Below are 23,172 nucleotides of genomic sequence, written 5' to 3' on the forward strand. Positions count from 1 at the left end.
GATGAGGGAACGTGCCGCTCAGCGCCAGCGGCCCAGGCAGAACCGCCCGAAGCCCCAGGCCTGCTCCTCGCCCAGAACGACCGACTGCAGCGCCGCGGCCAGGGCGGCGGGCTCGGCCTCGACCGGTTCGCAGCAGTAGACGCTGCCGGGTGCGACAAGGCTGCGCACGGCACGCGGCCGGCGCTGCTGCTGGTCCCAGCCGCCCAGGCGCTGGGCGCGGCCCATGGCTGCACTGACCAGGCGCAGCTCGACGCCATTGATCCTGCCCTGCCAGTGGGTGGTGATGCCCTGGTCATCGCAGACCGGGGTAAACCCCGGCAGGCACCACTCGGCCTGGTCGTCGTGGCGAAAGGCGCCCGGCGTTTCCAGCATCAGCGCCACCCCGCGATCCCCCGCCTGCAGTGTGGGCCCATCGCCCATCGACGGTGCCTTCACGGCCTGGATCTCGACCTGCGCCTCGCGCCCTTCGCCGCCCAGCCGCACGCTGGTGTCGTCAGGCAGACGAGCGGCCAGGTCTTCCGGCACGCCATCGAGCTCCAGCCCGATCCGCAATGAACTATCCGGGCGAAAGCGAAGATGGCGCGTCTGGTAGAGCTGCCCGTCCTGCACAGTGGCCCGTTGCGTGTCTCGCCCGATGCCCAGGCGCGGCTCGCTGTCGAGGTGCTCATGGCGCCAGACCAGGTCCTTGGCCTCGGGGCACTCGCCCGCCTGCCAGCGAGCCAGACCATTGGCGGTCAGCCAGGCGCCCTCCACCGGCTTGCTGCCGGCCGGCGCACCATCCAGCGCCGGCAGCGCCACCCGACCGAGGTCGCAGCGCACTGGCTCGCCGACGCGCAGTCGTGACAGTACCTTCTTGCCCTGGGCGTCCTCGCCGATCAGCAGATCGGCCGGCACCGGATAGAGGCGTTCATCGCCCTGGTAGAGGTGTGGGCCGGTCACCCGCAGCTCGCCAAGCTGCTGACCGTTGCCTAGCCAGGCGAAGTCGGCCTGCGCGGCGCGATCGGTGGCGAAACGGCGCCAATCGACGCCGGCGAGATCCCCCAGATGCGTGCGAATGGCCCCCATCAAGGTGGTGACGGGGGGGGGAAACTGCGACTCCAGCTGGCCGACACCCACCGCATCGTGGGCACGCGCCTCGCGGAAGAACCAGCTGTCCACGGTCTGGAACAACCAACGCTGGCGACTCATGCCGTCACCTCCTTGTCTGCCGGTGTCTCGGCGCCGGTCGCCTCGCCACGCTCGAGCCGCGACTCGGTGGCCAGAAAGCGCACCAGGCGCAGCGTATCGGGGCTGTAGCAACCGGTCGGCGCGATATGCGCCGACTGCTCAGCATCCAGCGTACGGCGCTGTTCGGCGAGCAGCGTCAGCAGCGGCTCGATCAGCTCGGCCACTTCCCGACGGCTCTGCTCGCCGCGCTTGAGCGCGATGCCCGAATGGCGCAGTTCGGCCTCCAGCAGGGTGCGCATCAGCTCCTTCGCCGAATCGGTCGGGCGTTCCGCCAGGTTCGCGGGCAGCCGGTCGAGCAGCGCCATGGCCTTGTAGAAGAAGCGGTGGGTGAAGGCCGATTCCTGCTCACGGCGCAGGAAACGTGTCACCAGCACGGTAAGCCGGTTCTCGCCGTCCGCCAGCAGGTACTCCCAGGGCTGGCTCCACTCCAGATGTCGGCCGCCCGGCTTCCACACCCGCACCGCCAGGGCATCGCGCCCGGTACGCTCCTTGGCCACGTCATCCAGAAGAGAGTGGGCATCGCCCAGCACGAAGGTCAGCGGCAGGCGCATATGCGCGAACTGGATGCCCGCCGACAGGCTGGTGGTGATGCGCTGCGCGTCGTTCAGCGACCGGTTCTGCTCGGCAAAGCAGGCGCTGTAGTGGGCGCGAATCTCGCTGGCCATGTCGATCGCGTGATCCACCGAGGCCAGCGCCAGCACGTCGTCGCCGCCGGCATACACCAGAAAGCCATCGTGGCGCGCCACGATCGCCGGCACCCCGCGCGTAAAGGCGTTCAGCCCCGTGGAGATGGCGGTCTGCTTGTCGGAGTCGCTCATCTGGCTGCCGAGGCGGTCGCCATCCATGATCACCACCGCATAGAAGCTCGATGCCTCGGCCATGCCTGCCGTGTGTCGCAGGCGCTGCAGCGCCTTGAGGGTCTGGGCGGCGGCATCCGGCGCATCGAAGCGCCGTCCACCCTGCTCCAGCTGGGAGGCGTGGAATACCACGCCGTCCAGCCCGGAATACTCGGGACGCTGCCCCAACCGCCTGGCGGCCGCATACACCCCGGCCAGCGGGGTCCGGCACTCGGGAAAGCCCACTAGCTGCTCGGCGCCGTCGAAGAACGCCCCCAACGCCTCGCTGACGGCGGCATCGCCGGCGGCCTTTTCCAGCACCCGCCGGTACCAGGGCGCCGCGGCCAGATAGGGCACGGACGGCACGTTGGGGTTGAGCGCCCAGCCCTTCAGCGTCACGTCGTTATCCAGCGTGGTGGTCCAGCCCTCAAAGTGGCGCACGAAGCGACGCTTGACGAAGCCCAGCGCCGACAGGCACTCCCCCTCGCGTAGATCGGTCCAGCCTTGCCTAGGCTTCAAGGCATCGCGCAACGACGTCCAGAAGGCCTCGAGCCGCTTCCGGTCGGGGCGCTCCAGCCCGGAGAGCTCCTGCCAGCCACTCATCATCATGCACTTCACGCCCGGCTCGTCCGGCGCCATGTCACAACGCCAGTTCTTGCGCCGATCCAGCAGGTCGCTGCGCTGTGGCTCGTCGGTCAAACACCAGCTGATCTCCCAGAACCGGCTGAGCTGGCGAAACCAGATCGCCCGGGTGGTCGCTAGCTGCTCATCGAGCAGGTGCGGTGCCAGATCCTGGTCCCAGACGGTCTTGCACAGCGCCAGCCAGGCCTGCTGCATGGCCCGGACCACCGCCTCGGGGTCGAAGTCCTCGCCGACCCGCGCGCCCAGTGCCTTGAAACGGTTCGGTACGCTGCCCTGGTGCGGAGCCTCCCCCTCCCCGGCCTGGCCCTGCATCGCCTTCAGGAAGGCATCGTCGGGGATCGGAAACTCGATCTCGCCGCCCTGCGCGCGAACGCTGAGCATCGCCACGCTGGACAACCAGGAGAGCAGGAAGGAGCCGGCCCAGAAGTCGCGGGTGCGCCGCGCCTGGGCGACGAAACCCTGCACCGGCCCCAGGGTGAGATGAAAATACTGATCGCGCTGGCTCATAGCAGCCGCTCCGTGGCCTGTGAGAAGTACAGCTTCAGCGGCTGGCCGAAGCCCTCGGGCTCGGTAACATCCGGGTGAAAGTCCGCCGGCAGCTCGGTCACCACCGGCAGGAAGGCGTCACCGACCGGATGCACGTGCATAAGGAAGGGGCTGGCGCGGCGCCTGCGTGAATCGACCCCCACCAGAGGCAGGCCGAACACCACCTTGGTCTTTCCGCGCAGGCTCTTGCGCACTTCCTTATAGGGAGCTTCAAGCTTGCCGATGGCGGCCCGGCCACTGGGGGCCGTGGCGAAGGCATGACAGCGTGCCTGCTGCGACCAGGCGGTAAAGGGCGGGCGGCTATCGGGCCAGGAGCCATCGCCTAGCGCTGCCGACAGCCGGTCGCGATAGTCCGCCAGGCTCGTCACCGCCATCGGCTCACCGTCCAGCTCGGTGAGCGCCACACTGCCGAAGCCTCGCCGAGCCCGACTACCCAGGCCTCCCAGCAGTCCCCAAAGCGTCAACGCCTGGCGCAGCTGATGAATGTCCCCGTCCTTCGTATCGGCCTTGAAGGCCAGCGAGAGGCGAAAGGATTGGTCTTCGGCCAGGGCGGTACGATGCGGCGCCTCCCTGGAGCCCCAGAGCCCATAGCCCAGGTAGCCGCCCTGACTATTGCCATCCCTGGGCCAGTCGCTGACCGTGGCCATGTCCGACGGCTGGCTGACGCCTAGTCGAAACAGCCCCTGACCGCCCTCCTCCTGCTGGTCGTTCGAGCGCCTCGCAGCGAGACCAAACAGACGCGCCTCCTCACGGTGCAAGCGCTGAAGCGCGGCGTCAGTGTTGCCCCGCTCAGCCTCCCGCATCCGCCCCCAGTTGAGTGCGCGCCACCAGAAGCGCAGCGCGCCCTTGATCGAGGGCGGGCGCACGCTCTCCGCCCGCTGGGTACCATCACCGAGAAACATCGGCGTCACGATGCTGAATGTTGCCTCCAGGCGGCGCGGCGTGTGCGACGTCAGTTCGGCGCGCCACCGCTCAATCGTTTCATCCATGCCCTGCTCCTGAGCCAGGCCGTGCCGACCCCTGCCGACGTCGGTGGCCATAGGTTCCATATTCTGTCGTTATTCCGAGATAGCGACTTGCTCATCTCGCAGCAGCAGGCCATAGCCACCGCCGCGGGTTGTTCTGGTCAGATGCCGCCCCTGGGCATCGAACACCTGCTGGATCTTGAGGCAGCGTGCCAGCGCGTCGGGCAGTGCCTCGGCCAGGCGCCGGTTGATACGCGTGGTGGCCTGGGCCACATCGAGCCCCAGGCGCATGCTGGCCTCGAAATCCACCGGGCGGATACCAGCATCTTCCAGCACGCCTTCGTAATGATCGAGCCACTGCGCCAACTGTTCGCGGTAGCCAAGCGCGGGCTCCAGCGGCAGCGGCAGGCTGCGCGCCAGCTGCATCATCAGGCAGCGGCCAAGGTGCTCGCTGCCGCCTTCGCTGCTGCGGCGCAGGCTGGCATCTCCGGCGCGCGTTGCCTCGGCCACTGCCTGATACCAGCTCCAGTCGAAGCGGCTGGCAAACGTCACCCGGCCCAGGCAGCGCTGGGTATCGCGGAGCTCCAGGCACATCTCGGCCGCATGCCAGACCGCACGAATGGTCTCGGGGCGCTGCCCCAGGTTGATCAGATCGACCAGCCGGCGAAAGCTCAGGTCACCCCCCGAGGCACGCAGTGCGCCGGGGAGATGCCCCCGCTGACGAATGAAGGGAATGTCCGCCAGGTTGATCCGAGCGTCGCGCATATCGAGTACGGTGCCATCGCGCAGCGTGATGAGGTGGCTCTCGCGGGTGGGAAAGTAGAAATCGGGATGATTCTCGAAGCCCTCGCTGACCAGCACGTGGGACATGCGATCCTGGGGGCGGCCAAACAGGCTCATGGCATAGCCCAGGTAGAAGGTCATGGTCTTGCGGCCACCGGCTATGGAGGCATGCAGGGCGCAGTCGTCGTTGGCGGTCAGGTGCCGCACCCGCTCCATGATGTAGTCGGCCAGCGCCTCATGATCATCCAGGGTGCGGGCATCATCTACCGGCACCCCGTCGGCGCCCGGCACCTGGTGGATCGTTACCTGCTCTGGCGTCAGCGACGGCTTGCCAAGCGCCTCGCACAGCCTGGCCAGATGCTCCTGGTCGAACAGGCCCGCCTTCACCCGCTCAGCGCCCTGGCGGGTGGTAATGATCTCCACGCGATCCGGCCAGGGCTCGCCCTTCTCCACCAGGCCGTAGAGCGTCTCGGTCACCACCTGGGGCGTCATGCCCGTTACCGCCAGCAGTATGGACTCCATGGCTCTCCTCCCTGATGGCCAGTTGCGATTCAAACTCTACTTCATGAGCAGGTAATTCAACACGTCAATAGTCGTAGCCAGCCTGCCAGTCCTCATGCTCGGCGGTAGCCGTGAAAATATCGTCGGCACAGCCGGAGGCATTGACCAAGCTGGCGTTGGTGTCGTGTTCGAAGTTCTCGCTTCCTTCGTAGTCATAGCCGGTGTAATTCGTGATCACCTGTTTCTCATCTGCCCACTCCGGCACATAGGGGAGCACGCTGGGGGCTTCGGGAAACGCATCATCGGAGAATCGACTCATGGTGTGGCACCTCGTCGTGGCAACGCCTGATTACGAGGTGCCAATCCTGGCAGAAAGCCCGGGCGAGGCGGCCGGGGCAAATTTTCGGTGCTGATTCGCCCGCCATGCAGCCCGAACCGTCATGGAAACTGGCCGGATGACCTTACTGCCGCAGTAATCGAGGGGGTAATTGCATGTGAGTCACATCGGCAATCTAACTCACGCCTTGGCTTACTACCGTAGTAAGCCTTGCACTTACTCCTTGGGAAGCCAGGGAAATAGTCGGACCTCTCTGGTCTACGTCAACATCACCCGCAACAAGTCTTAATCTCTTGGAAGTCAGGGAAGCGATCGGACGCATCATCGGCGAGGCGCCGAGCATGGAGAACGAGTCTTAACCCCTTGGAAGTCAGGGAAGCGATCGGACTGCAACCGCCCTTCAATCAAGCGTCCAGCGTGGCGTCTAAATCCCTTGGAAGTCAGGGAAGCGATCGGACAGAGCCGCAGGCCGCGCCCGACGATCTGCTGGGTCTTAATCCCTTGGAAGTCAGGGAAGCGATCGGACGTTTGTCCACTTCCCGGACACTACTGTGACCGTGTCTTAATCCCTTGGAAGTCAGGGAAGCGATCGGACCTACCAGCAGGCGTTGGATGACAACTACTGGCCGTCTTAATCCCTTGGAAGTCAGGGAAGCGATCGGACCCCGCTGGATGGCTGAGCAGGGCCTCACCACCGGTCTTAATCCCTTGGAAGTCAGGGAAGCGATCGGACTCGCAAAAATGGGCGATTCGGTCACGGCGTCAGGTCTTAATCCCTTGGAAGTCAGGGAAGCGATCGGACTGTGCTCGTGTGCATTTTATGCACAAACAGGACTGTCTTAATCCCTTGGAAGTCAGGGAAGCGATCGGACCAAGGAGCCCTATCGACCCTTCAAGGCGCTGGGGTCTTAATCCCTTGGAAGTCAGGGAAGCGATCGGACAAAGCGTCTTCGTCACTTCCTGACAGCTTGCGCGTCTTAATCCCTTGGAAGTCAGGGAAGCGATCGGACCGACGACACCCTCAAGGTAGGCGTCAGAGACCGTCTTAATCCCTTGGAAGTCAGGGAAGCGATCGGACTGCCGCCACTGTACAGGCCGTGGCGTATGGTAAGTCTTAATCCCTTGGAAGTCAGGGAAGCGATCGGACCGTCAACCTGTGCCGGACGAACCGCATCGCCCGTCTTAATCCCTTGGAAGTCAGGGAAGCGATCGGACCTCTCGAATAGGCAAGCCGCCTCGCTCAGTCCGTCTTAATCCCTTGGAAGTCAGGGAAGCGATCGGACGGAGCTTCTGGTTCAGCAAGGACCGGAGGCGGAGTCTTAATCCCTTGGAAGTCAGGGAAGCGATCGGACCGAGGTCCAGGAGCACATGGACCCGATGCCGAGTCTTAATCCCTTGGAAGTCAGGGAAGCGATCGGACCGCCTGGAACGCGACGGCCTGCACTTGCGCTGGTCTTAATCCCTTGGAAGTCAGGGAAGCGATCGGACTCAAAAACTTTGCGAACACTCTCGGAGTCGTTGTCTTAATCCCTTGGAAGTCAGGGAAGCGATCGGACCTCGCACAATGTCAAGCGTTCGCGCATGACTTTGTCTTAATCCCTTGGAAGTCAGGGAAGCGATCGGACAAAGCGCCCAGCAAAGCCAAGCGGGGCCCCAAGTCTTAATCCCTTGGAAGTCAGGGAAGCGATCGGACGCATCACCGGGGCGATGGTGCACTACGACCGTGTCTTAATCCCTTGGAAGTCAGGGAAGCGATCGGACTGACCCTCGATTCGAGATCACCGGCGTGGGGCGTCTTAATCCCTTGGAAGTCAGGGAAGCGATCGGACCCCGCCGGCCGCTGGGATCGCCTCACCGACATCGTCTTAATCCCTTGGAAGTCAGGGAAGCGATCGGACCCGCTGACACGGTTGCGCAGCTTGGCCACGGTGGTCTTAATCCCTTGGAAGTCAGGGAAGCTATCGGACCCACCGGGAGGTTGGCGTCGGGCGGATCGGGGGGTCTTAATCCCTTGGAAGTCAGGGAAGCGATCGGACGGAGCATGGTTCACTCCACGGAGATGATGTTGGTCTTAATCCCTTGGAAGTCAGGGAAGCGATCGGACACATCGCCATGTATGGTGAGGAGGCCAGCCAGGTCTTAATCCCTTGGAAGTCAGGGAAGCGATCGGACAGCCCAAGCACTCAAGCTGCTCGACCAGCAGCGTCTTAATCCCTTGGAAGTCAGGGAAGCGATCGGACACTGGGCGCGTGCAACGCCACCTTCAAAACCAGTCTTAATCCCTTGGAAGTCAGGGAAGCGATCGGACCTGTACCGCTCCACCATCACCCTGGCCTACCTGTCTTAATCCCTTGGAAGTCAGGGAAGCGATCGGACGTAGACCGTCTTGTAGGCCGCGGCCTGGACCGCGTCTTAATCCCTTGGAAGTCAGGGAAGCGATCGGACCCCGCCGGCCGCTGGGATCGCCTCACCGACATCGTCTTAATCCCTTGGAAGTCAGGGAAGCGATCGGACCGCATCGCCTGAGACCAGGGGCAACGGGCCTGCGTCTTAATCCCTTGGAAGTCAGGGAAGCGATCGGACGGAAGTCGCCCGCTGCCGGCATGGGCAGCACGGTCTTAATCCCTTGGAAGTCAGGGAAGCGATCGGACCACCCCCGGCGGGGTATGAGTGACACTCACTTGGTCTTAATCCCTTGGAAGTCAGGGAAGCGATCGGACCTACTAGGTTTTCATACACATCACCAAAGTTCGTCTTAATCCCTTGGAAGTCAGGGAAGCGATCGGACGTGAGAGAGAAGAGACTGAGGAAAGTGCCAACCGTCTTAATCCCTTGGAAGTCAGGGAAGCGATCGGACAGCTCTCGTAGACCAGTCGGATCGCCTCATCCGTCTTAATCCCTTGGAAGTCAGGGAAGCGATCGGACGCAGCTTCGATACGGGCCTGGCTGAGCGTGGCGTCTTAATCCCTTGGAAGTCAGGGAAGCGATCGGACGTCCAAGCTGGTGCGGGTCGATTGTTAAAGAGCGGTCTTAATCCCTTGGAAGTCAGGGAAGCGATCGGACCTTGGACGCACCCTTGCGGGTGATCACCTTGTCGTCTTAATCCCTTGGAAGTCAGGGAAGCGATCGGACCGCAGATTGAAAAACAATCCTTATCTATCAATAAGTTATTTCCTGCACGGCAACGATCGAAAAGCGACCAACAGGTTGGCTAATTTTTGACCAACCACCGCACTGCCGAGGTTCTGACTGCGCTATTAAAGAGCATCTCCCTTGGAAGCATCATGCCGGACTGGCTGTTGGAGTTCAAACCGCGGGGCGGCCTCATCAATGACGCCGCTGGGCAACGGCAGATTCCCCCACCAGAGTATGCCCTGCCCCATCCTGACAGGATAACCACGCACATCATCCACCTCTGCTTTGATCAGGGCGCGCAGGCGCCGCTGTAGTTCCCGCAGCTGTCGATGATCGCCCTGCCAGGCGAATACCGACTCCTGCAGCGCGTAGCCGCAGGTCCGAAGTAGACGCTGCACCTTGCGCAGCCGCCGTGGTTCTCGAATGTCGTAGGCGATGACATACCACTGTACCTCGCTCATCGCTTCTGCCCCCCATTACTGCTGCATACCGGCAGTCGTGGCGTCCACGGCCCCGGCCAGCACTCGGGCATATCCGGTCAGCCGCTTGCGCCACAGTCGCTGCGGTGTCTCCAACGCTTCGTAGTAAGCGAGCCGCCCCTGCTTGCCCAGCAGACAGCCACCGCTCTTGGGCATCGAGAAATGCCGACGGTCCAGATACCCGTCAAGAAACAGCCCCATGACCCAGGCCTCGATCACTGGCCGCAGCGGCTCGATCAGATCGCAGGCCAGCGCTTGACGCCCGCTAACCAGGCGGTGGTACAGGCCCAGCTGAGGGTCAAGCCCCGCTACCTTGAGCTGACGCACGGCTTCGTCGTGAGCCAGCACATAGGAAAGCGATAGCACAGCATTCACCGGGTCCGGCGGGGGGCGCCTCTGTCGCTGCACAAAGCCCAGCGAACCGGGCAGGCGCTTGCGCCACCAGGCAAAGACGGCCTTCTGGGCCGCGCCTTCCATGCCTCTGAGCTCTGCCTCAGCCGTTACCCCCGCCAGGCGCTCGAGGCCCCGGCCCAGCGATTCCCGCAGCTGCTGGCTGTCCGCCTCATCGGTCTCCTTCAAGACCTGGCACCCTACCTTGAGCTTGTGGCGAACCCAGCGGGTCGACCATGCCAGGCGCGCTCGTTCGTCGCTCTGCCACTGGTACTGCAGACTGCGCCGTGAGGCATCCCGCTGCTGGTCGGCGAACAGCGAGAAGCCGTGTTCCACATGGCGCTGGTTGACCACGATGAAGTCGATGCCACGCTTCATCAGCTGGCCGATCAGTTGCGTCGTCACCTGCACGCTGTGCAGACAGACCAGCTGCTTGATCCGCGAGAGCGGCAGCGTGCGCGGCGGCTGATCGGGACTGCGGATCAGCAGACAATCGGTCACATACTCCAGCGCCAGCTGGCGACGATCGAGTATCACTCGGCTCATGGCGTCTCCTAGAACCCTTTCAACAGATGACGATCAGGTCGCCGGCAGGGCTCTGCGGCCCCCGCCCCAGCTGCCAGGCATGAGCGAAGGGCAACACGCGCGCGGCAAGCAGGCTGTCGCGTCCCTCCAGTGGTCGTGCCAGCTCGGCCAGAGCCGCCGTAAGCAATTCGCGCTGCGCCTGTAGCTCGAAGACTGATTTCTGATAGCCCTCGGCAAGGCCGCGCAGCTGTCGGCGGCAGCGCCGTCGATGACGCTCATCGGCGATGTCATAGGCCACCACCCAGGGCTCCATGCGCCATCACGACGGCCACAGCATCCAGGCCCGACCGACCTGCTCGCACAGGGCATCGCGGCCCTCCAGCCACAGCAGGTCGTTATAGTCGGTCGGCCTCGATGCCAGGCTGCAAGGGTGGAATTCGGGACCGTGCAGCATATCCCCGCCTTGCATGGCGGCCAGTGCCTTGTCGCGGCCCACATTGCCGACATGGGGCTTCCAGAGGTCCTGGTCGCAGAAGAACACCGCCGGCCCCACGATTCCTCGGCGCACACGAGCCAGATTGCCTGCCGTCAGCGCCATACGGATCTCGGCGGGCCACGCCAGCGCCAGACTCAGGCCGGTCGCCAGGCCTTCGCAGATTGCCACTGGTCGTTTGATCAGGCTGCCTGACTCACGAGAACGAAGACGCACGAAACTGCCTGCACTGGCGCCTTCTTCCGGCAGGCAGAAGCGCTTGACGCTCGGCTGGCCAGGAGTGGCATGCAGCAACTGATAGCCCGCCGGGTTACCCAATGCATTCTCCAGGGGCGCCATCAAGGTGTAGCCGTCGGCCCGTGGCCAGTACCGCAGGTCAAGATGCCCCAGCAGCGTCGCGTCGGCATGCCAGCCGAGACGCTCCTTCACCCATGGGTGCCAGCCTTGCAACGGCTCGGCCAGCTGCCAGCGTTGGTGCCAGCGCTGAAAGCGCTTGAGCCGCCAAGCCTGTTCCTGGCGATGGCGAAGCGCAGCGCGCGCCGGCGCCTCCGAGCTGCAGCGCGACAGAGAAGGCTCGAGGCCGCCGGCTAAGCGTGCGCCGATGTCGCGCCACCAACGCAAGCCGTTGAAGTCCCGCTGGAGGCCGCCGTGCTTGAAGGTGGTGAAACGCAGGAATGGCCACTCGTAGCCGCCGGGCAGGCGGTTAACATGGAACAGCACGCTGCAGGTGTGACGATACTTACGATCCAGCACCGGCACTTGGGCGCCCTTCATCAGGGTGCCAGGAGCGGGAAGCGCTCGGCGCAAGGCATCGAGGTCGATTCCCACCTCGTTGGCCGCCGTGGAGGCCTCGGACCAGGCCATCGACAGCAGTTCCATCGGCGCCGGCATGGCACGGTAGTGACGCCGGCTGGCGAGCTGGTGAGAAGACGAGGACATGGCGACTCCGGCGGCGGATCTGCCCTCAGAGTGCCGAGCAAGTGCCCGTGGCGCCGGGAGCGAAAATTTGGCGTGCCGATGCCGCTCAAGGAAAATTTTTCACAGCCGTCGACTGCAACGCTCCGGGACAGACTGGGCGCCATCGACAGTACGCCCAACAGGCAAGGAGGCTTTCCATGACGCGACATTTCGTCAGCCGACACCCCGGCGCCGCCCGCTGGCTGGCCCGCCAGAAGATTTCTGTGGATCGCTTTCACGGCCACCTGAAGCTCGAGCAGATCGCTCCGGGAGATGTGGTCTATGGCACCCTGCCGATCCATCTGGCCGCAGCGGTGTGCGCCCGCGGGGCAGAGTACTGGCATCTCAGCCTGACAATGCCCGCCAGCCTGCGCGGCCAGGAGTTGAGCGTCGACCAGCTTGAGCAGCTGGATGCCAGGCTGTGCCGCTTCGTGGTATACGAGCCATAACAACTCACGCTCATGGAGGAGATACGCATGCCGCAACTGCATGTCACCCTGGTCACCGGCCGCCTGGAAGCCAACCTGATTCCCCTGCTGCAGCTTGAGCCCGAGCAGATCGTGCTGGTGGCCAGCCAGCGCATGGTCAAGGCGGGCGAACGCCTGGCGGCACTGCTGGATACCCAGCTTCCCCACACCCATGTCGAACTGAAGACCGGCCTGCCGGATACCGACCCCGCAGAGATCAGTCACTTTGCGTTCGAGTTGGCCGATCAGCTCGAGGCCCGGCGCGAGGCCGGCGAGGAGATGCGGATCACCTTCGACATGACCGGAGGCACCAAGCTGATGGGGCTGTTGTTCCAGGAGGCGATGCGCGTGTGTGACGCCACGATGCTCTATACCGACTCCGACGCCGGCGTTATCTATCAGCTCGGCTCGGAGCTGAGTCCCGCCAGTTTTCAGAACACTCCCATCGCGCCGGTGCTCGGCTGCGAGCTCTACCTGCGGGCCAATGGCAAGCGCCTGCGTCAGGCGCTCTCCGACGATCCAAGCTGGCGCGAGAGGGGAGAACAGCGCAAGGCGGTCACCAAGTATCTTGGCAAGCATGCCGATGCGCTCGAAGGACTGTTCGGCACGCTGAACTATCTGATCCTGGCGGACGAAAAGGGCAAGACGCCGGTGATCAACCAAGGCAATCGCCAGACCCCCGATAAACTCAATGAAGGGGCATGGGAGCAGTCGCTGAGCCAGCATCCGGCCAAGCCCTGGCGCGAAGCGCTGACTCGGCTCAACGAGGCCTGCCTGATGGAGTGGTCCGCCAGTGATCCGCGACACCTGGGCTTTCCCAGCCTGGAGGGCGCCCAGTACCTGAGCGGCGGCTGGATCGAGGAATACGCCTGGCACTGTGCCCGCGATGCCGGCCTGGAGGATATCTACTGCGGTGCCCAGGTCACCGACGAGTCGGCCCCCAAGGACGATATTCGCAACGAGTTCGACCTGGTCACGGTGCACCGCAATCGCATGCTGATCATCGAGTGCAAGACCAGTCGGCTGGCACCGGGTTCCGACCAGGAGGTGCTGCACAAGCTGCACAGCCTGGCCGATCAGTCCTCAGGGCTGTTCGGCACCAAGGTGCTGCTCTCGGCCCGGTCCTTTGGCGGTGGGGATCAGCACGACAGGAACGTCAAGCGCGCCAGGAGCATGGGCATTAACGTGCTGGATGGCGCCGGGGTCAAGCAGTTCCCCGAGAAGATTCGCCACTGGATCGAAGCGGGCCGCTGGCCGGCCTGAGCCGTATGTTCAGGCGCGGGGCGTGGCGAAGGCCATCACCTCGGCGACGCTCGCCTTGCCCAGAGCCAGCTGGATCAGCCGGTCGAGCCCCAGCGCCACGCCGCTGCCGGCGGGCAGGCCGCTCTCCAACGCCGCCAGCAGGCGCTCGTCGACATCCACCCCGGGAAGCCCCAGGGCGCGCCGGGAGGCGTTGTCCTCGGTGAAGCGCGCGCGCTGCTCCGCGGCGTCGGTGAGCTCGTCGTAGCCGTTGGCGAGCTCGAGCCCGCCGAGGTAGAGCTCGAAGCGCGAGGCAACCAAGGCGCCATCCTCGGGGTCGCGACGGTGGCGCGCCAGGGCGGCCTGGCTGGCGGGATAGTCGACCACCGCGTCGAGGCCGTCGCGCCCGAGCTCAGGCTCGATGACGAAGCTCATCAGCAGGTCCAGGCAGCCGTCGCGATCGCTGTCGGCCATCGAGAGCCCTCCCCGCTCGCCGGCCAGCCGGCGCAGCGTCTCCAGGCTCGCCGAGAAGGGATCGATGCCCAGCGCCTCACGGAAGAGCTCGCGGTAGCGGCGCCGGCGCAGCGGCCCCGGTTCATCCTCCGCCCCTCGCCCGAGGACCCGCATCACCAGGGCGGCGGTCTCCTCGATCAGCGCCTCGAGGCCGAGCCCCGGGCGGTACCACTCCAGCATGGTGAACTCGAGGTTGTGGCGCCGCCCCACCTCGCCGTCGCGGAAGCTGCGCGCCAGCTGGAAGATCGGCCCCGAGCCGGCGGCCAGCAGGCGCTTCATGTGAAATTCCGGCGAGGTCTGCAGCCACAGCCGTTCGCAGCCGGCCGGGGTGGTCGCCTCCGCCGAGAGGGAGGCCAGGTGCACCTCGGTGCTGCCGCCGTGGCCGAGCACCGGGGTCTCCACCTCCCACACCTCGCGCTCGGCGAAGAAGGCCCGCACCTCGGCAATCAGTCGCGCGCGCTCGCGCAGGGTCGCGATCTCGGCGCTCGGGCGCCAGTCGATGGTCATCGAGGATTCCTCCAGGAACGACAAAGGCCACGCCGAATCAGCGTGGCCTTCATAGTGCAGAGCTGCGGCTTATCCGGCGACAGGCCTGCGCGGAGGCGCTGTGAACCCATCCCTGGGCGCTACCGATGCCGTCCCTGGCATAGGACCTCCGCTCGGCCTGCCCCCGTCGCCGCTCATGCCTTGCAAGCCTTACGCGCGGGAGACGTATTCGCCGGTCCGAGTATCGACCTTCAGCACCTCGCCCTCGTTGATGAACAGCGGCACGCGAACCACGGCGCCGGAGGAGAGGGTCGCCGGCTTGGAGCCGCCCTGGGCGGTATCACCCTTGAGGCCCGGGTCGGTCTCGGTGACCTCGAGCTCGATGAAGTTCGGCGCGGTGACGCTGATGGCGTTGTCGTTCCACAGGGTCACGGTGTAGGGCACCTGCTCCTTGAGCCACTTCTCGGTGTCGCCCAGGGCACGCTTCTCCACCGCGTACTGCTCGAAGGAGCCGTCGGTCTTCATGAAGTACCACATGTCACCGTCGGTGTAGAGGTACTCCATCTCCAGTTCCATCACGTCGGCGGCCTCCAGGGAGTCGCCGGACTTGAAGGTGTGCTCCAGGACGCGACCGGTCATGAGGTTGCGCAGCTTGACGCGGTTGAAGGCCTGCCCCTTGCCCGGCTTGACGAGCTCGTTCTCGACGATGCTGCAGGGATCGCCGTCGAGCATCACCTTCAGACCGCCCTTGAATTCGTTGGTAGAATAGTTCGCCATGATCGCTGATCCATATTCAAGCGTGCCACCGGCCGACGCCGGCGACACGCGCAAGCAGAGGAAGTGTCACGGGGGCTCGATCCCCCGTACGCATTGACTGGTGAACCGCATGATAACCCGAAGCAGCGCCCTTTTGCAGCGCCCCGCCCCGGAGGCGCACCCCCTGTCCGTGCAGGCGCGCTGGCAGGCCCAGCTGGCCGGGGCGATCCGCGATCCCCGCGAGCTCTGCCGCCGCCTGGGCCTCGACGAGGCCTGGCACGATGGCGCCGAGCGCGGCCATGCGCTCTTCGAGGTACGGGTGCCCGAGGCCTACCTCGCCCGCATCCGCCCCGGTGACCCCACCGACCCCCTGTTGCGCCAGGTGCTGCCGCTCGTGGAGGAGGTTCGCCCGGTGGCCGGCTATGTGGCCGACCCCCTCGCCGAGGCCGAGCACACCCCGGCCAGGGGACTGATCCACAAGTACGCCGGCCGGGTGCTGTTGATCGCGAGCCCCGCCTGCGCGGTGAACTGCCGCTACTGCTTCCGCCGCCACTTCCCCTACGACGAGAACAGCCCCTCCCGAGCGCAGTGGGAGGAGACGCTCGCCTACCTGCGCGACGACGCGACGATCCGCGAGGCGATCCTCTCCGGTGGCGATCCCCTGGCGGCCAACGACCGTCGGCTTGCCTGGCTGGTCGAGCGGCTCGAGGCCATCCCCCACCTCAAGCGCCTGCGCCTCCACACGCGCCTGCCGGTGGTGATTCCCGACCGCATCGACGGGGCCCTGCTCGACTGGGTCTCCGCCACGCGGCTGCAGACGGTGATGGTGCTGCACATCAACCACGCCCAGGAGATCGACGAGGCGGTGGTGGCGGCCTGCCGGCGACTGCGCGAGGCCGGGGTGACCCTGCTCAACCAGAGCGTGCTGCTGCGCGGCGTGAATGACAGCGTCGGCGCCCTGGCCGACCTTTCCGAGCGGCTCTTCGAGGCGGGCATCCTGCCCTACTACCTGCACGTGCTCGACCCGGTGGCCGGCGCCGCCCACTTCGACGTCGGCGACGAGGAAGCCCGCGAGCTGGTCGCCGAGCTTCGCGACGTGCTGCCGGGCTTCCTGATGCCGCGACTGGTCCGGGAGATCCCCGGTGAGGCCAGCAAGACGCCGCTGTAAGCGGCCAAGCGGCCAAGCGGCCAAGCGGCCAAGCGGCCAAGCGGCCAAGCGGCCAAGCGGCCAAAACATACACCTATCCCAACAAAAGCGAACCCCGAAGGTCGTGACCTTCGGGGTTCGCTTGTCGCTAGGCGCTAATCACTCGGCGCTCGGCGCTGTTACACCAGCGTCTCGGCGGTGACGTTGGCCGCCGGCGCCTCGGTGGAGAGCTTGCGATTGATCGCGCTCATCACGCCCTTGATCGAGGCGCTGGTGATGCTCTCGTCGGTGCCCACGCCGAATACCGCCTCGCCGCCGACGCGCACCTCCACGTAGGCGATCGCCTCGGCGTCGGCGCCCTGGCCGCGGGAGTGCTCGTGGTAGTCGATGATCTCGACGTCGTGGCCCTCGGCGGCCAGGGCCTTGACGAAGGCGGCCAGCGGGCCGTTGCCCTGCCCCTGGATGGTGCGGCGCTCGCCGCGCTCCTCGATGGTCGCCTCGAGGCTGACGGTGGGGCTGTCCGGCTCCGAGGACATGCGGTGGCTGATCAGGGCGAAGGGCTCGCGCTGCTCCAGGTACTCGTCGACGAAGGCCTGGTAGATCATCTGCGAGGTGATCTCGCGGCCCAGCCGGTCGGCGACCTCCTGGACCACCTGGCTGAACTCGATGGAGAGCCGGCGCGGCAGCTCGATGCCGTGCTCCTGCTCGAGCAGGTAGGAGATGCCGCCCTTGCCGGACTGGCTGTTGACGCGGATCACCGCCTCGTAGCTGCGGCCGACGTCCATCGGGTCGATGGGCAGGTAGGGCACCTCCCAGAAGTCGCTCTCGGCCTCGCGGCGCGCCGCCATGCCCTTCTTGATGGCGTCCTGGTGGGAGCCGGAGAAGGCGGTGAACACCAGGTCGCCAACGTAGGGGTGGCGCGGGTGCACCGGCAGCTGGTTGCAGTACTCCACCTCGCGCATGATCGGCGTGATGTTGGAAAAGTCGAGCCGCGGGTGCACGCCCTGGGTATACAGGTTCATGGCCAGGGTGACCAGATCGACGTTGCCGGTCCGCTCGCCGTTGCCGAACAGGCAGCCCTCGACGCGGTCGGCGCCGGCCATGACGGCGAGCTCTGCGGCCGCCACGCCGGTGCCGCGGTCGTTATGCGGATGCACGCTGACGATCAGGTGGTCGCGCTTGGCGACGTGGCGGCAGAACCACTCCACCTGGTCGGCGTAGTTGTTCGGCGTGGCGCACTCCACGGTGGCCGGCAGGTTGACGATCATCGGCGCCTCGGCGCTGGCGCCGAAGGTGGCCTCCACGGCGTCGACGATCTCCACCGCAAAGTCCATCTCGGTGGTCGAGAAGAGCTCCGGCGAGTACTGGAAGGTCCAGTTCGTCTCCGGCGCCGCTGCCATGTGCTCACGAATTCGGGTGGTGGCGTCCACCGCGATCTGGATGCACTCGGGCTTGTCGACGTTGAAGACCACGCGGCGGAACACCGGATCGGTGGCGTTGTAGACGTGGACGATGGCGTTCTTCGCGCCCTTGAGCGACTCGAAGGTGCGATCGATCAGGTGCGGGCGGGCCTGGGTGAGCACCTGGATCTGGACGTCGTCCGGCACCCTGTCCTCCTCGATCAGGGTACGCACGAAGTCGAAGTCGGTCTGGGAGGCCGAGGGGAAGCCCACCTCGATCTGCTTGAAGCCGATCTTGACCAGCAGGTCGAAGAGGCGCTGCTTGCGCTCCTGGTCCATGGGGTCGATCAGCGCCTGGTTGCCGTCGCGCAGGTCGACGGCACACCACTGGGGCGGCGTCTCGATGCGCTGGCTCGGCCACTGGCGGTCGGGCAGGTCGACGGCCACGAAGGGGCGGTACTTGGTGGCAGGGTTATCGAGCATCATGGTGGCGTTCTCCCGGGATGAGGCGGCGTTGGGTAAGGGGTCGTCAACGACGATCGGACGGAAACAGCGACGCCCCGTCGGCCAGGGGCGGACGGGGCGTCGAGCAGTCGGCGATTGTCGCGCACGCACGAGACGCCTGGCGGCACACGTGGACGACGGCGACAACGGCAATGTTCATGGTGCGGGTACTGCGGGTGGTGGACATGCTGCAACCTCGTTTCGACCGGGACGTACTGGCTAGCGGCGGGCGAGGCGACGGCGATGCGAACGGCACCGCCCGTCGCGCTCAGCGGCGGGCTAGGGGTAGTCGTAGGTCGAGAACGAGGTCGCGCGATGTCATGGTCATACCCCTAGAAGATCAGTCTTCGCCGCGCCTGTCAACTTCCCCCGGCGCCTGACGGGTGCCCAGCGCCGCCTCCATGCGATCGAGCTGGTCGCGCAGCGAGCGCACGTCGTCGCGCAGCCCGTGCAGCTCCGCGGCCTCGCCCTCCCCGTTCTCGATCTCCATCTGCACGCTCTCCTTCTGCATCACGTCGAGCACGATGCCGATCATCATGTTGAGGAAGATGAAGGCGGTCAGGAAGATGAAGGTCAGGTAGTAAATCCAGCTCCAGGCGTGCAGCTCCTGGGTGGCGTACATCACGTCCGTCCAGTCCTCGAAGGTGGCGATCCGGAACAGGGTCAGCATGGCGATGGCGATGTTGCCCCAGAGCGCCTCGTCGACCTCGGCGAACAGGAAGCTGCCGAGCGCCGCGTAGATGTAGAAGATGATGAACATCAGCAGCGCCACGTAGCCCATGCGGGGGATCGACTTGACCAACGCCGCCATCAGCACGCGCAGTTCCGGGATCATCGACACCAGGCGCAGCACCCGGAAGATGCGCAAAAGCCGCGCCAGCAGCACCATCTCCGAGTCGTCCAGGGGGATCAGGCTCGCGGTCACGATCAGGAAGTCAAAGATGTTCCAGCCCCGGCGGAAGAAGTCGCGCAGGCGCTTCTCGGCGGCCATGCGGATCAGGATCTCCACCAGGAAGAACACCGTCACCGCCACGTCCATGGCCAGCAGCCACTGCTCGAAGCGTCCGGTCTCCTCGTAGGTCTTGGCGCCGATCAGCAGCGCCGAGAGGATGATGATGGTGATGACCGTCAGCTCGAAGGCCTTGTGGGCGCGCAGCCGCTCGAAGTGGCCCCGCCAGGTCTCGAAGGTCGTGCTCACCGCGCCGGCTCCTCCAGGTCGCCCTGGCGATAGCCGATCAGGTAGAGCACCGCATCGAGCCCCAGGGTGGAGATCGAGTGGCTGGCCTGCTGGCGCACCAGCGGCTTGGCCCGGAAGGCGATGCCGAGCCCGGCGGCGGCGAGCATCTTCAGGTCGTTGGCGCCGTCGCCCACGGCGATGGTCTGCTCCATGGCGAGCCCCTCGCGCGCGGCGATCTCGGCCAGCAGCGTCGCCTTGCGATCGGCGTCGACGATCGGCTCGCGCACCTCGCCGGTGACCCGGCCGTTCTCGATCACCAGCTCGTTGGCGTGCACCTCGTCGAAGCCGAGCTTCTGCTGGAGGTGGCGGGCGAAGTAGGTGAAGCCGCCGGAGAGGATGGCGGTGCGGTACCCGAGCCGCTTGAGCTGGCGCATCAGCCGCTCGACGCCGTCCATCAGCGGTAGCGACTCGGCGATCTCGGCAAGCACCGCCTCGTCGAGGCCCTTGAGCTTGGCCATGCGCTCGCGAAAGCTCTGCTGGAAGTCCAGCTCGCCGCGCATGGCCCGCTCGGTGACCTCGGCCACCTCGTCATAGACGCCGTGGCGGCGCGCCAGCTCATCGATCACCTCGGCCTGGATCAGGGTCGAGTCCATGTCGAAGCAGACCAGGCGGCGATGACGACGCCAGATGGAGTCCTCCTGGAGGGCGATGTCGACGCCGTGCATGGCGCCGAGCGCCAGGGCCTTCTCGCGTAGGGCGTCGAGGTCGACCTCCTCGCCCCTGAGCCAGCACTCCACGCAGGCGCCCTGGATGGCGTCGTGATCGCCAGGCACGCCGCCGTCCAGCGGCTCGCGGCCGGAGAGGCGGTGAATCAGCTCCACGGTCAGGCCGTGCTCGGCGGTCAGCGCGCCGACCTCGGCGAGGATCCCGGCGGGCAGGTGCGGCGCCAGCAGGGTCAGGATCAGCCGCGGCTGGCTGGCCTGACAGCTCCAGCGCTGGTACTCCTCGGCGCCGACCTGCAGCGCCTGGACGTCGAGGCCCAGCTCGTCGCCCGCCGCGGCCAGCGCCGCCTCCAGGTCGCTCTCGTGGGCGAGGCCCACCAGGGCCTCCAGGGAGAGCATGCCGAAGGTCACGCTCTGGTTGATGTCCAGCAGGCGCGCGCCGCTGGTGGCCAGCGCCTTGCCCAGGCCGGCCAGCTGCCCGGGGCGTGCCGGGCCGGTGGCACGGATCAGCAGTCGTCTCGTCATGTCACTCTTCCACGTAGAGGCGGTCGACCTTCTGCAGGCCGCGCGGCAGCTTGCTGCCCCGCCGGCCGCGTTCACCGCGATAGTAGTCCAGGTCCGCCGCCTTGAGGGTCAGCTTGCGCTTGCCGGCATGCACCACCAGGGCGGCGCCGGCCGGCAGCACCACCAGGTCGCGCAGGAACTCCTCGCGACGGGCGGCCCGGGCGCCGGGGATGTCGATCATCTTGTTGCCCTTGCCCTTGGCCATCTCGGGCAGCGCCTCGAGGGGGAAGACCAGCAGCCGACCCTCGTTGGAGACCGCCGCGACGCTGGCGCCCTCGGCGGCCGGCACCGCCACCGGCGGCAACACGTTGCAGCCCTTGGGCACGGAGAGGATCGCCTTGCCGGACTTGTTCTTGCCGGTGAGCTCCTCGAGGCGGGCGACGAAGCCGTAGCCGCCGTCCGAGGCGAGCAGGTAGCGGGTCTCGGGCGGCGCCAGCATCAGCCCCGCCATGTGCGCCCCGGCCACCACGTTGACCCGGCCGGTGACCGGCTCGCCCTGGCCGCGGGCGCTGGGCAGGTTGTGGGCCTGCAGGGTGTAGGCGCGGCCGGTGTCGTCGAGCAGCACCAGCGGCTGGTTGGTCTTGCCCCGGGTGGCGAGGTGGAAGCGATCGCCGGCCTTGTAGGAGAGCCCGGCGGGATCGATCTCGTGGCCCTTGGCGCTGCGGATCCAGCCCTTCTCGGAGAGCACCACGGTGACCGGGTCGGCGCCGACCAGCTCGACCTCGGAGAGCGCCTTGGCCTCCTGGCGCTCGACCAGCGGCGAGCGGCGCGCATCGCCATGCGCCTCGCCGGCCTCGCGCAGCTCGGTCTCGATCAGGTCGGTGAGCTTGGCCTCATTGCCCAGCAGCTCCTGCAGGCGCTGGCGCTCGGCCTCGAGGTCGTCCTGCTCGCCGCGGATCTTCATCTCCTCGAGCTTGGCGAGGTGGCGCAGGCGCAGCTCGAGGATCGCCTCGGCCTGGCGGTCGCTGAGGCCGAAGGCCTCGATCAGCGCGGGCTTGGGCTCGTCCTCCTCGCGGATGATGCGGATCACCTCGTCGAGGTTGAGGTAGGCGGCCAGCAGGCCCTCGAGGATGTGCAGGCGGTCCTCGACCTTGCCCAGGCGATGCTCGAGGCGCCGGCGCACCGTGGCGCGGCGGAAGCGCAGCCACTCACCGAGCAGGTCGGGCAGCGGCATGACCCGCGGCCGGCCGTCGAGACCGATCACGTTCATGTTGACGCGGATGTTCTTCTCGAGGTCGGTGGTGGCGAACAGGTGCGCCATCAGCGCCTCGACGTCGACGCGGTTGGAGCGCGGCTCGATCACCAGCCGGGTCGGCTCCTCGTGGGTCGACTCGTCGCGCAGGTCGGCCACCATGGGCAGCTTCTTGGCCTGCATCTGGGCGGCGATCTGCTCGAGCACCTTGGCGCCGCTGACCTGGTAGGGCAGCGCGGTGACCACCACGTTGCCCTCCTCGCGCACGTAGCGCCCGCGCAGCTTCACCGAGCCGCGCCCGCTCTCGTAGAGCTTCCGCAGGTCGGCCCGGGAGGTGATGATCTCCGCCTCGGTGGGGAAGTCCGGGGCCGGCAGGTGCTCGAGCAGGTCGGCGGTGGTCGCCTCGGGATGGCGCAGCAGGTGGCAGGTGGCCTCGACCACCTCGCCCACGTTATGGGGCGGGATGTCGGTGGCCATGCCCACGGCGATGCCGGTGCCGCCGTTGAGCAGCACGTGGGGCAGCCGCGCCGGCAGCACCACCGGCTCGTTCATGGTGCCGTCGAAGTTGGGGGTCCAATCGACGGTGCCCTGGCCGAGCTCGGCGAGCAGCACCTCGGAGAACTTCGCCAGACGCGCCTCGGTGTAGCGCATGGCGGCGAAGGACTTGGGATCGTCGGGGCTGCCCCAGTTGCCCTGGCCGTCGACCAGCGGGTAGCGGTAGCTGAACGGCTGGGCCATCAGCACCATCGCCTCGTAGCAGGCGCTGTCGCCGTGGGGATGGAACTTGCCCAGCACGTCGCCGACGGTGCGCGCCGACTTCTTGTACTTGGCGCTGGCCGACAGCGAGAGCTCGCGCATGGCGTAGACGATGCGCCGCTGCACCGGCTTCATGCCGTCGCCGATATGGGGCAGGGCCCGGTCGAGGATGACGTACATCGAGTAGTCGAGGTACGCCTTCTCGGTATATTCGCGCAGCGAGAGGCGCTCGACATCGCCCTCCGCCACCTGGATATCCATGGTCATACGGTGTGCCCTAAGTCAGGGTGTCCAGAAATCATTGGCTGCTGTACCTCGCGAACGGTCCGGGCAAGCGCTTTCGCCGATGGCGATTCCGCTCGAGGCTATTTCGGCAACCGGTTGTCGAGGAGGCGCTGTGAACCCTTCCCTGGGCGCTACCGACGCCATCCCT

The 23,172-nt window shown here is 66.1% G+C and carries 19 protein-coding genes and 1 CRISPR repeat array; of the genes, 3 read left to right on the forward strand and 16 right to left on the reverse strand.

Features of this window, described 5'->3' with window-relative positions:
- Window positions 1-18: 18 nt before the first annotated feature.
- The 9 genes from FIU83_RS13040 to FIU83_RS13080 form a co-directional block, all read right to left on the reverse strand.
- Window positions 19-1,188, reverse strand: a complete 1,170-nt coding sequence (locus tag FIU83_RS13040) for a type III-B CRISPR module-associated Cmr3 family protein (RefSeq protein WP_152484443.1) — start codon at window positions 1,186-1,188, stop codon at window positions 19-21.
- On the reverse strand, window positions 1,185-3,212 hold the full coding sequence (locus FIU83_RS13045) for a type III-B CRISPR-associated protein Cas10/Cmr2 (RefSeq protein WP_152484444.1): 2,028 nt from the start codon (window positions 3,210-3,212) through the stop codon (window positions 1,185-1,187). Before FIU83_RS13045 ends, FIU83_RS13040 begins: the two co-directional genes overlap by 4 nt.
- Entirely contained in the window at window positions 3,209-4,240 is a 1,032-nt protein-coding gene (gene cmr1, locus FIU83_RS13050; RefSeq protein WP_172976082.1) for a type III-B CRISPR module RAMP protein Cmr1, read from the reverse strand. Before cmr1 ends, FIU83_RS13045 begins: the two co-directional genes overlap by 4 nt.
- Before the next feature lie 69 nt (window positions 4,241-4,309).
- On the reverse strand, window positions 4,310-5,521 hold the full coding sequence (gene csm6 / locus FIU83_RS13055; protein ID WP_152484446.1) for a CRISPR-associated ring nuclease Csm6: 1,212 nt from the start codon (window positions 5,519-5,521) through the stop codon (window positions 4,310-4,312).
- A gap of 64 nt (window positions 5,522-5,585) precedes the next feature.
- Window positions 5,586-5,819 carry a hypothetical protein gene (locus FIU83_RS13060; RefSeq protein ID WP_152484447.1) on the reverse strand — a complete coding sequence of 78 codons (234 nt, stop codon included), beginning with the start codon at window positions 5,817-5,819 and terminating at the stop codon, window positions 5,586-5,588.
- A gap of 231 nt (window positions 5,820-6,050) precedes the next feature.
- Window positions 6,051-8,969: a CRISPR direct-repeat array (repeat unit 36 nt; unit sequence GTCTTAATCCCTTGGAAGTCAGGGAAGCGATCGGAC).
- A gap of 125 nt (window positions 8,970-9,094) precedes the next feature.
- Window positions 9,095-9,433: a CRISPR-associated endonuclease Cas2 gene (gene cas2, locus FIU83_RS13065; protein WP_152484448.1), complete on the reverse strand. Its 339-nt coding sequence runs from the start codon at window positions 9,431-9,433 to the stop codon at window positions 9,095-9,097.
- A 15-nt stretch (window positions 9,434-9,448) separates the two neighbouring features.
- Window positions 9,449-10,387, reverse strand: a complete 939-nt coding sequence (cas1, locus tag FIU83_RS13070; RefSeq protein WP_152484449.1) for a CRISPR-associated endonuclease Cas1 — start codon at window positions 10,385-10,387, stop codon at window positions 9,449-9,451.
- 19 nt (window positions 10,388-10,406) lie between these two features.
- Window positions 10,407-10,679 (reverse strand): hypothetical protein, encoded by a 273-nt coding sequence (locus FIU83_RS13075; protein ID WP_152484450.1) that lies wholly within the window; start codon window positions 10,677-10,679, stop codon window positions 10,407-10,409.
- A 6-nt stretch (window positions 10,680-10,685) separates the two neighbouring features.
- Window positions 10,686-11,798: a hypothetical protein gene (locus FIU83_RS13080; RefSeq protein ID WP_152484451.1), complete on the reverse strand. Its 1,113-nt coding sequence runs from the start codon at window positions 11,796-11,798 to the stop codon at window positions 10,686-10,688.
- 176 nt (window positions 11,799-11,974) lie between these two features.
- Here FIU83_RS13080 and csx16 point away from each other — a divergent pair, with 176 nt between their 5' ends.
- Complete coding sequence (gene csx16 / locus FIU83_RS13085; RefSeq protein WP_152484452.1) at window positions 11,975-12,265, forward strand: CRISPR-associated protein Csx16; 291 nt, start codon at window positions 11,975-11,977, stop codon at window positions 12,263-12,265.
- A gap of 27 nt (window positions 12,266-12,292) precedes the next feature.
- Window positions 12,293-13,546, forward strand: a complete 1,254-nt coding sequence (locus FIU83_RS13090) for a DUF1887 family CARF protein (RefSeq protein ID WP_172976083.1) — start codon at window positions 12,293-12,295, stop codon at window positions 13,544-13,546.
- A 9-nt stretch (window positions 13,547-13,555) separates the two neighbouring features.
- Here the strand turns inward: FIU83_RS13090 and epmA are convergent, their stop codons facing one another.
- Window positions 13,556-14,542 (reverse strand): EF-P lysine aminoacylase EpmA, encoded by a 987-nt coding sequence (epmA, locus tag FIU83_RS13095; RefSeq protein ID WP_152484454.1) that lies wholly within the window; start codon window positions 14,540-14,542, stop codon window positions 13,556-13,558.
- Window positions 14,543-14,731: 189 nt separating this feature from the next.
- Window positions 14,732-15,298 (reverse strand): elongation factor P, encoded by a 567-nt coding sequence (efp, locus tag FIU83_RS13100; protein WP_152484455.1) that lies wholly within the window; start codon window positions 15,296-15,298, stop codon window positions 14,732-14,734.
- 109 nt (window positions 15,299-15,407) lie between these two features.
- On the opposite strand from efp, the gene epmB reads away from it, so the two are divergent.
- Window positions 15,408-16,445, forward strand: coding sequence for an EF-P beta-lysylation protein EpmB (gene epmB / locus FIU83_RS13105; protein ID WP_152484456.1), 1,038 nt, complete (start codon window positions 15,408-15,410; stop codon window positions 16,443-16,445).
- 158 nt (window positions 16,446-16,603) lie between these two features.
- Here the strand turns inward: epmB and leuA are convergent, their stop codons facing one another.
- From leuA to parC, 5 genes are all read right to left on the reverse strand, one after another.
- A complete protein-coding gene (leuA, locus tag FIU83_RS13110; protein ID WP_152484457.1) occupies window positions 16,604-18,310 on the reverse strand; it encodes a 2-isopropylmalate synthase in 1,707 nt (568 codons plus the stop codon).
- A 43-nt stretch (window positions 18,311-18,353) separates the two neighbouring features.
- Complete coding sequence (locus tag FIU83_RS17485) at window positions 18,354-18,515, reverse strand: hypothetical protein (RefSeq protein ID WP_172976084.1); 162 nt, start codon at window positions 18,513-18,515, stop codon at window positions 18,354-18,356.
- A gap of 153 nt (window positions 18,516-18,668) precedes the next feature.
- Window positions 18,669-19,526: an ion transporter gene (locus FIU83_RS13115; protein WP_152484458.1), complete on the reverse strand. Its 858-nt coding sequence runs from the start codon at window positions 19,524-19,526 to the stop codon at window positions 18,669-18,671.
- Window positions 19,523-20,752, reverse strand: a complete 1,230-nt coding sequence (gene serB / locus FIU83_RS13120) for a phosphoserine phosphatase SerB (protein WP_152484459.1) — start codon at window positions 20,750-20,752, stop codon at window positions 19,523-19,525. Before serB ends, FIU83_RS13115 begins: the two co-directional genes overlap by 4 nt.
- A gap of 1 nt (window position 20,753) precedes the next feature.
- Window positions 20,754-23,006 (reverse strand): DNA topoisomerase IV subunit A, encoded by a 2,253-nt coding sequence (parC, locus tag FIU83_RS13125; RefSeq protein WP_152484460.1) that lies wholly within the window; start codon window positions 23,004-23,006, stop codon window positions 20,754-20,756.
- Window positions 23,007-23,172: the final 166 nt, after the last annotated feature.

Origin of the sequence: Halomonas sp. THAF5a, from assembly GCF_009363755.1 — a bacterium.
Lineage (GTDB): Bacteria > Pseudomonadota > Gammaproteobacteria > Pseudomonadales > Halomonadaceae > Halomonas.